Origin of the sequence: Candidatus Avelusimicrobium stercoris (assembly GCF_002437085.1) — a bacterium.
Taxonomy (GTDB): domain Bacteria; phylum Elusimicrobiota; class Elusimicrobia; order Elusimicrobiales; family Elusimicrobiaceae; genus Avelusimicrobium; species Avelusimicrobium stercoris.
The window spans coordinates 4,529-13,199 of the sequence record NZ_DJOA01000026.1; the positions used below are offsets into that span (position 1 = coordinate 4,529).

Genomic DNA, 8,671 nt, shown 5'->3' on the forward strand with positions numbered 1-8,671 from the left:
TGATAGGAATCATAAAAATTTAAAATAGACGAGTATATTTTAAAAACACCTTACGATAGCGGCCTTTGAGAATTCAGACACCATTAAGACTGGACATAATCATAGCTACCACTTGCGAAATATCAGCCACCTCAAGCTGGACAACTTATTTGGTGAAAAGGAGTGGCGTTAATAAACAACTGCCAACATGTATTGCATTCGCATTTGGGCTCCGACATATATTTCTCCTATATATAATTTGTACTGCATATATAGGATAATAAACCCGCGCGACAACATCCCGTCGCAGTATATTTATTTAAAACGACACGCGTTCTATTAACAAAAAACCACCGGCCGAACCGATGGTTAATGATTTTTTATAAACTCTATCATTGTTAATTAGTTTTCTTTAACACATATTGTCCAGCAAGATCATTTGAAATAAGTTGCTTGTCTTGGTCTAACAAGAACGCCTGTCCATCCGAAAGTTTCAAATAATACCCCTCCTGTTGGGGAATCGTAAGCGTGGCTACCCCGTTTTCCACCGTGTATGTTCCACTATCCTCAAACACTCCATATGCTTTTCCCAAATATTCACTCGTCCAAGTAAATGTACCATTTGGGAAAAGAACCACCGTCGTTTTAATACCAGGCCCATCCGCCGCAGGCAAAATCCCCGTATAAGTTTCCCCAACTACTGAGGTGTGGTCCGCTGGTACGACTTTATCCATAACCGGAGCAGGTTTATTGCAAGCTCCTATCAAAACAGCAACCGCCAATATAATACTTGTTTTCATAATTTTCTCCTTTTTACTATTTTATCAAAAACCCAATACTCCAGAATCTCGCTATTAAATGTTAAATGTAAAAATTCGCTAGGTATCGCGCGTTAAAGGCAAATATAGTCCATAAAGAACCCCGAGATATCTCGGGTCTTTTATATGGTGCGCCCAAGGCCGTATTGTAGAAAACAACATACAAATTCGCCTTATTCGCGCACAAAAAACCACGCTTTCGCGTGGTTTATATGGTGCGCCCAACAGGAATCGAACTTGTATCTTCAGCTCCGCAGGCTGACACTCTATCCATTGAGCTATGGGCGCTTAAATCGGATTTTGTTTTGCGGATTTCTTACTACCTAATTATTTTAACATTTTTATTTATAGTTTTCAACGGGTTTTGTAAAAATTTATTTTCCCGTCGTAAACTGATGTATTTATTATATCATTTTTCTTTCCGCGCGGGCACCCCAAACTGCTATAATAACAGTATGAACGAAGCAAAAACAGGTACCTATGTGTACGATAAAAAATTAGGAAAAGTCGTAAAAGTGTCCGACCGCGTACCGTCCGTTAAAAAATCCGCGGGCCACGTTTGCGGCGGATGCTGTGGCTGCTGCCACGGGCATAATGACTAACCTGCGTCCGACGGCTGGCGCCCTATTTACACAAGCCTTGCAAGGGCTTGCGGATATTTTGCGCAAAGTTTTTCTGCCGCATTTGGCCGCCGGGCTAGGGTTGTTTATTATCTCGGTGTACAGCGTTTATTCCTTTGTTTTGGCGCCCGCGCATTTGCCTGCCCCGGTGGAGTTTATCTTCGTTGGTGCGCTCTTTTTAGGCTATGGGCTGGTTGCCTTTGCATATGCTTTTATCACGGCGTGTGCGTTTGCCCTGCGCATTGCCTGCGCCACTTGGGAAGAGTTTATTGATAATACGCTGGACCAAGTGAAACAGGCCGCCGCCAATAAAATTGACGATATGAACGAGGGCCTCGCCAAGGACCAAGCCAAGGTCATCGTTTCCGGCAGCGTGCGCGAAGTGTTTGGTGAATTTAACCAAGGGCGCAAAACCTCCTTCGGGCGCGCCTTAACGCGGCTTTTATTGGGGGTAACTTCGCTCGCGATGCGCTCGGTACTTTTGGCGCGCGTGGTTAAAATTTCAGGCCAAACGGTGCAACTGGGCAAATTGTTTGCGGGCCGGGCTACCTTGGTGGGCGCGATTTTCCTTAATTTGCGTTTATTTTCCACGTTACTTTTGGTACTCTTATATGTGTTGGGCGCTGTGGCCCTGACGCTAAATTTCTTACTCGTATTTTGGTTAAAATAATATGATTCAAAAATGCTTACTTGTAATACTTTTCTCGTTTATTTCCCTTTCCGTATCGGCGGAAACGGGATTACAGTTATTGAACCGTGCTAAAAAACAAACGGACCCCGCCGCCCAAATTAAACTTTTAAATAAGGCGATTTCCAAATCGCCCAAACTGGCGGACGCCTATCACTACCGCGCCGATGCGTATTTTGCAAGCGGCAAAATTAACCAGGCTCTGGCCGATTATTCCAAAACCGTATCGCTCCGCCCCAAGGACCCGTTCCGCTATTATGCCCGGGCGCTGGCCTATATGCAGGCGGGGCGGGCTTCGCTCGCGCAGGCGGACTTGACGAAGGCCATTTCATTAAAGCCAGCCCACCGGGAATTTTATTTGGCGCGGGCGCGAGCCAATGTGGCGTTAAATAAGTATGAACTCGCGATTGCCGATTACCAAAAATATTTGAACAAACGCGCGCCGTCCGAAACCCTGGGGCGTGAATTAATCCCCGTATATTTGGCCGCCTACCGCTATTCAGCGGCGGAGAATTTGATAACCGCCCAACAGGCCGCCGGCAACGATTCGGCCGACTTGCACTATTGGCAAGGGCGCATTTTTGCCGGCCAAGGTCGGTTGGATGAGGCAGTTTCCGCATACAGCAAGGCCATCAACCGCGACGACGCCTATGCTTCCGCGTACCGCTACCGGGCAAGTGCGTTTAAGGATATGGGCGATTTTGAGGCGTCCCTTGCGGACTATACCGTACTGTTAAAATTACAACCCGAAGCACTGTTTTTTAACCGCCGGGGGCTTGTGTATGAGGAAATGAAGGATTTTAAACACGCGGCCGAAGATTATTCCCGCGCCATAGAACTTTCGCCCAAGTGGGCTATTCCGTACAACAACCGCGGCTTTGTAAAAATGCAACTGAAAGACTGGAACGGCGCCAAAGAGGATTTGGAAGCCGCTATCCGCCTGGACGGCACGAGCCCGACCCCATATGTCAATTTGGCAGGCGTGTATTGGACAGCCAAAAAAGACCGCAAAAATATGTATGACAATTTGGATAAAGCGGTGCGGCGCAACTTTAAAAATTTTGAATCTCTCTACGATGAGGACCAAAAAGGCTGGATGTTTAAAAGTATTAACAAAACCGCCGAGTTCCGCGCTATCCTTTATAAGTAAAAATCCCCGGGTTATCAGCCCGGGGATTTTTTTAAAAACCTACCGCTTTAACTTGGCGCACAGTTCGGCTAGGCCCGAAGAGATATCTTCCTTCTGTACGATTACCCCCTCCGGCACCGTCAAATTAACGGGGGCAAAGTTCCATATCGCCTTAATACCCGCCGCTACCAAAGTATCCGTAATGCCTTGGGCGGCTTCGGCAGGGACAGTCAAAATAGCGATTTTTAAATTTTCCCGCTCAATAATGCTGGCCAGTTGTGCCGTGTGATACACGCGCACGCCGTGCAGGGAATTTCCCACAATTTCCGGGTGCGTATCAAACGCGGCTACGATTTCAAGCCCGTGGTTTTTAAACCCGGCAAAGCCCAAGAGCGCAGAACCCAAATGCCCCGCCCCCACGAGGAAAGCCTTGTTTAAATTGTTCCAGCCTAAAAACTTTTCAATCACTTCTATCGTCCCCGCCACTTTAAACCCCGCACGCAATTTACTGGGCGCGCCGACGGCCTGCAAATCCTTTTTAATAACAATCGGCAGCAGTTGCGTTTCTTCCGCTAACGTAGTGGAGGAAACCAATTCACGCCCGTAAGTATGCAAGTTATAAAAAATACGCAGGTATTGGGGCAGGCGGCGTATGGTTTGGACGCTAATCTCTTTTTTACGGTGAAAAAGGCTCATAAATAAAAATGCTCCGTCGTAAACTACTGGATATCTTGATATCTATGTTATCTTTTTTAATTCGTTTTTGTCAAGTTGAAAACGCCCTTCTGCCGAGGAGTTATTGACTTTAAAACCCCCAAAAGTTAAAATATAGATAACGAAATATCTATAAAAGGTATTTTAGACACTTAAAGGAGAACAAGAAAATTATGGCGGAAAAGAAAGTTGCCGCTGCTCCGGCTGTTGCCACTCCCGAAGAATTGGAACATTTGACCCAAGTCGTGGATAAGGTAAAAGCCGCCCAGCGCATTTATGCTACTTATACGCAAGAACAGGTGGACAAAATTTTCCGCGCGGCCGCTATTGCCGCTGCGCAGCAACGTATTCCCTTGGCCAAAATGGCCGTGGAAGAAACCGGTATGGGTGTAATGGAAGATAAGGTAATCAAAAACCAATTCGCTTCCGAATACATTTATAACCAATACAAAGATACTAAAACCTGCGGCGTCCTGTCCGACGACGACGCTTTCGGTTACCGCAAAGTGGCGGAACCTATCGGCGTAATTGCCGGTGTAGTCCCCACCACCAACCCGACGGCTACCGCCATCTTCAAAAGCCTTTTGGCCTTGAAAACCCGCAACGGTATTGTTTTCTCTCCGCACCCGCGCGCTAAAAAATGCACCATCGCCGCGGCTAAAATCGTATTAGATGCGGCCGTGGAAGCCGGCGCCCCGAAAGACATCATCGGCTGGATTGAAAACCCGACGATGCCGCTTTCCAACGCTTTGATGCACCACCCGCACATTAACTTGATTCTCGCCACCGGCGGCCCCGGTATGGTGAAAGCCGCCTACTCCTCCGGCAAACCGGCCTTGGGCGTAGGTGCAGGCAACACCCCCGCAGTCATTGACGCTACCGCCAATATCAAAATGGCCGTAAGTTCCATTATTATGAGCAAAACCTTTGATAACGGTATGATTTGCGCCAGCGAACAGTCCGTCGTGGTAGAAGAACCCGTTTACGAACAGGTAAAGGCGGAATTTATCGCCCGCGGCTGCCACTTTGTAACGGGCAAAGACCGCAAGAAATTGGCCGAAACCATTGTAGTAAACGGCAAACTCAACTCCGGCATTGTGGGCCAAACCGCTATGAAGATTGCGGAAATGGCCGGCATTAAAGTTCCCGCCGGAACCAAGATTTTAATCGCCGAAGCCAGCGAAGTAAACGACCAAGAAGTCTTCGCGCGTGAAAAACTCTCCCCCGTGTTGGCCTTCTACCGCGCCAAAGATTTCAACCAAGCGGTGGAACTCGCCCGCGATTTGATTCTCTACGGCGGCGCCGGACACACCTCGGTACTCTATACCGATGAATCCAACGAAGAACACATTGATATCTTTAAGGATATGCCCACCGCCCGCACGCTGATTAATATTCCCTCTTCCCAGGGTGCCATCGGCGACGTGTACAACTTCAAACTCGCTCCGTCTTTGACGCTTGGCTGCGGCTCTTGGGGCGGCAACTCCGTCAGCGAAAACATTGGGGTAAAACATCTTATGAACGTGAAATCCGTCGCGGAACGCCGCGAAAATATGTACTGGTACAAAGTACCGCACAAAATCTACTTCAAACGCGGTGCGCTCTCTCAGGCCTTGGCGGAACTCGCCGGCAAACAGCGCGCGTACATCATTACGGATAAAACGATGGAACAGTTGGGCCACGTCCGCTCCGTAGCCGACGTTTTGGAAGGGCTCAACATTAAATTCCGCGTCTTCTCCAACGTACTGCCGGACCCGAACATCTCCAACGTCAACGAAGCCTTGGCGATTGCCAACTCTTGGCAGCCGGATATTATCATTGGCCTTGGCGGCGGTTCCGCTATGGACGAAGCCAAAATGGTATGGTTGCTGTATGAAAACCCGGACACCAGTTTTGAAGATATCGCTATGCGCTTTATGGATATCCGCAAACGCATTTACGCGGCTCCGCCCTTGGGCAAAAAAGCCACGATGGTTGCTATCCCGACCACGTCCGGTACCGGCTCCGAAGTTACGCCGTTCACCATTATCACCGACGAAAAAACCGGCACCAAATACGCTATTACGGACTATGCCTTAACGCCCGATATGGCTATTATTGACCCGGAATTTGTACTCGGTATGCCTAAAAAACTGACGGCTTGGTCCGGCTTGGACGTGCTGACCCACGCCATTGAAGCCTACACCTCCGTCTATTCCACTAACTTTACGGAAGGGCAAGCCTTGGAAGCGATGCGCTTGGTATTCAAATATTTGGAAAAATCCTACACCTTGGGTGCCAAAGACATCAACGCCCGCGAAAAAATGCATTACGCGGCCACCATTGCCGGTATGGCATTTGCCAACGCGTTCCTGGGGCTGTGCCACTCTATGGCGCACAAATTGGGTGCTATGTACCACGTTCCGCACGGTTTGGCCAATGCGCTGTTGCTCACGTATGTAATTGAGTTCAACGCCACGGATAAACCGACTAAACAGGGCTTGTTCCCGCAGTACAAATACCCGTTTGTGAAGGGCCGCTACGCCAAGATTGTGGACTTCTTACTCCCCCACAACAATATGGGCGACGACAAAGATGCCAAGGTTGAAAAACTGATTGAGATGATTACGGACCTGAAAAACAGATTGGATATTCCGAAATCCCTCAAAGAATACGGCATCCCGGAAAAGGAATTCTTGGATAACTTGGATAAACTTTCCGAATTGGCCTTTGACGACCAGTGCACCGGCGGCAACGCGCGCTATCCGCTTATCAGCGAAATTAAGGACTTGTACCTGAAAGCGTACTACGGCGAACCCGTCAAACACAAAGCCGACTAGGCCTAGTAGAGAGACTATGAAAAGCAGCCCCGGGCGTAATACCCGGGGCTGTTTTATGTGCCTAAATAGCGCCTACAAATAGAGCAGTTTAAAGCCGATACTAATGCCCCAATCCTTGCTCTTCCAGTTGCCCGCGGCGTGAGTGCTGACGTTGGCATAAAAGGCCGTGCCGTCATTAACCAATGTGCCGACTTCCACCTCGGGGATGAGTTCCGCCTGGCCGCCGTGTTCGTAATTCATATAATAGTACAAGTTCGTGGTTACCCACCACTCGTTGGGCGAAGTGTATCCCATATTTAAGCGCAAGCGGCCCATATTGATATCGTCGCGCGCGTGGTCGCCCGCCACGGAAACATAATACTTGTACCCCAAGGCCGCATAGGCCCCGTCAAAAAGTCTGCGCAAAATAAACACGGACGGGCTGGCCTGCAATTTTCCGGCCCCCAAGCGTTTATCGGTAGCCGTGGGCACAAACATTTCCATTTTTACACCGTAGCCAAACACGCCGTCCGCCTGCGGGTTCAGCCAAGACATACTGACCAGCGCATCCCCCAACCCGCTAACGGACTTTTCCGGCGATTCGTAGCGCGCGAGCGGCACTTCCACCCCCCAGTTATAGCGGGGGCTAATCACGCGGTAGGTCTTTAACGTAAGTTGGCTGGACGAAATCCCCGCGCTGTCGTCAATCGTGGTCAGCGAGGGATTTACCTCAAAGGTAGTAATGTTTTCCGTCGGCACTACCCCATAATGGTAGGACCGCTGGATTTGGGCCGCCGCCGGGCCCGCAAATAGCGCACAGAATAACACAAGTATCCATTTTTTCATAAAATCCCCTTTCTTTTAATTTACTGGTATTTTATCAAAATTCAAGGCTTTTGCCCGTTTTTGGCGGGGCGGACAACAGCAAAAAGCGCGCGCCCGTCTGCAAGGTATAAGCCGTTACGGTTCCGCCTGACATATGCAAAAAGGAATCTTTTCCGAAAAAAAGTTTTTCCCCTTCGCCAAAGTGCGCCCGCCCGCCAAACACATACACAAGCGTATTATTTTCGGGCGGCACCGGGCACCCAAACGAAGCCCCGGGCGACAGCGTAACATCCAGCATTAGGCACTCCCCGCACGAGGGTTTAAAGGGGCCTGTTTTCCCCTCAAATTGCCCGCACAGCACGCGCACATTCGCCCCGTAGTATTCAGCCACCAGCGGGACGTTTTCGCTCTCTGTCTGCAAATTTTGCGGCTTTTCGGTGCTGGAATCGGCGTGGAGCCACAGTTCCGCATTTAAAATATAGACGGTTTTAGCCGGGGTATGGCGTTTGAGCCCGCCTATCGTATTTATCCAGCGGGAAATGCCCGCTTGGCTGGTAAGTTCGTCTAATAGTTCTGGTTCCTCGCTGGGCCCGGTTACCAAATAGTTTAAACGGTCCCTGCCCGGCACGGCGGACGGGGCCAATATGTCGGAACGGTCAAAGTCCGCACTGCAATAGCACACGGCCAGCCAGCAAAATGGGTCCAATGCCGCGGCGTTGCGGCGGTCTATCAGGCGGCGGACCACCATACACGGCCCGACAGGGGCCTTCTTCCACATTGTTTTTTTGGGTTTTAGAGCGGTTGTCATTTTTCCCTCCCACAGGGTACTTACTTTCTATTGTACCCAAACCGAGAGCCCTTTTAAACACCTAGAAATTGATTAGTTGGGTGCTGCGCACCGGGCCCCTCTATGCGCAGGGTAACGATTAATTGGGCGACACTCTTTTTGCATTGACACAAGCAAACGAAACAACATCAATAAATAAAACAAAGTCGTCATAAAAATTGGGGGTCATTCTGAACTGGCAGACCGCAGGGCTTTCTGGACCTGCTGCTTGGGCTGTGGTTGTGGGTCGTCGCCGTCATCCTGGAAAGTCGTA

8 protein-coding genes and 1 tRNA gene are annotated in these 8,671 nt (G+C 49.4%); 4 read left to right on the plus strand and 5 right to left on the minus strand.

Annotation, left to right across the window (positions count from 1 at the left end; all coding sequences use genetic code 11):
- Positions 1–377: 377 nt before the first annotated feature.
- Positions 378–779 carry a copper resistance protein NlpE gene (locus tag B2118_RS04080; protein WP_428053440.1) on the minus strand — a complete coding sequence of 134 codons (402 nt, stop codon included), beginning with the start codon at positions 777–779 and terminating at the stop codon, positions 378–380.
- Positions 780–1,010: 231 nt separating this feature from the next.
- Positions 1,011–1,085, minus strand: a tRNA-Arg gene (locus tag B2118_RS04085).
- A 167-nt stretch (positions 1,086–1,252) separates the two neighbouring features.
- Between B2118_RS04085 and B2118_RS04090 the strand changes: the two genes are divergently transcribed.
- Genes B2118_RS04090 through B2118_RS04100 form a run of 3 tightly spaced genes read left to right on the plus strand, consistent with a single transcriptional unit; the run spans position 1,253 to position 3,255 of the window.
- Complete coding sequence (locus B2118_RS04090; RefSeq protein ID WP_428053441.1) at positions 1,253–1,399, plus strand: hypothetical protein; 147 nt, start codon at positions 1,253–1,255, stop codon at positions 1,397–1,399.
- Positions 1,392–2,087 carry a hypothetical protein gene (locus tag B2118_RS04095; RefSeq protein WP_428053442.1) on the plus strand — a complete coding sequence of 232 codons (696 nt, stop codon included), beginning with the start codon at positions 1,392–1,394 and terminating at the stop codon, positions 2,085–2,087. Before B2118_RS04090 ends, B2118_RS04095 begins: the two co-directional genes overlap by 8 nt.
- Position 2,088: 1 nt before the next feature.
- A complete protein-coding gene (locus B2118_RS04100; protein WP_428053443.1) occupies positions 2,089–3,255 on the plus strand; it encodes a tetratricopeptide repeat protein in 1,167 nt (388 codons plus the stop codon).
- A 39-nt stretch (positions 3,256–3,294) separates the two neighbouring features.
- Here the strand turns inward: B2118_RS04100 and B2118_RS04105 are convergent, their stop codons facing one another.
- Entirely contained in the window at positions 3,295–3,930 is a 636-nt protein-coding gene (locus B2118_RS04105; RefSeq protein ID WP_428053444.1) for a redox-sensing transcriptional repressor Rex, read from the minus strand.
- A 191-nt stretch (positions 3,931–4,121) separates the two neighbouring features.
- On the opposite strand from B2118_RS04105, the gene adhE reads away from it, so the two are divergent.
- A complete protein-coding gene (adhE, locus tag B2118_RS04110) occupies positions 4,122–6,767 on the plus strand; it encodes a bifunctional acetaldehyde-CoA/alcohol dehydrogenase (RefSeq protein WP_428053445.1) in 2,646 nt (881 codons plus the stop codon).
- A 72-nt stretch (positions 6,768–6,839) separates the two neighbouring features.
- Here the strand turns inward: adhE and B2118_RS04115 are convergent, their stop codons facing one another.
- Positions 6,840–7,592, minus strand: coding sequence for a hypothetical protein (locus B2118_RS04115; protein WP_428053446.1), 753 nt, complete (start codon positions 7,590–7,592; stop codon positions 6,840–6,842).
- A 34-nt stretch (positions 7,593–7,626) separates the two neighbouring features.
- Entirely contained in the window at positions 7,627–8,379 is a 753-nt protein-coding gene (locus tag B2118_RS04120) for a pirin-like C-terminal cupin domain-containing protein (RefSeq protein ID WP_428053447.1), read from the minus strand.
- Positions 8,380–8,671: the final 292 nt, after the last annotated feature.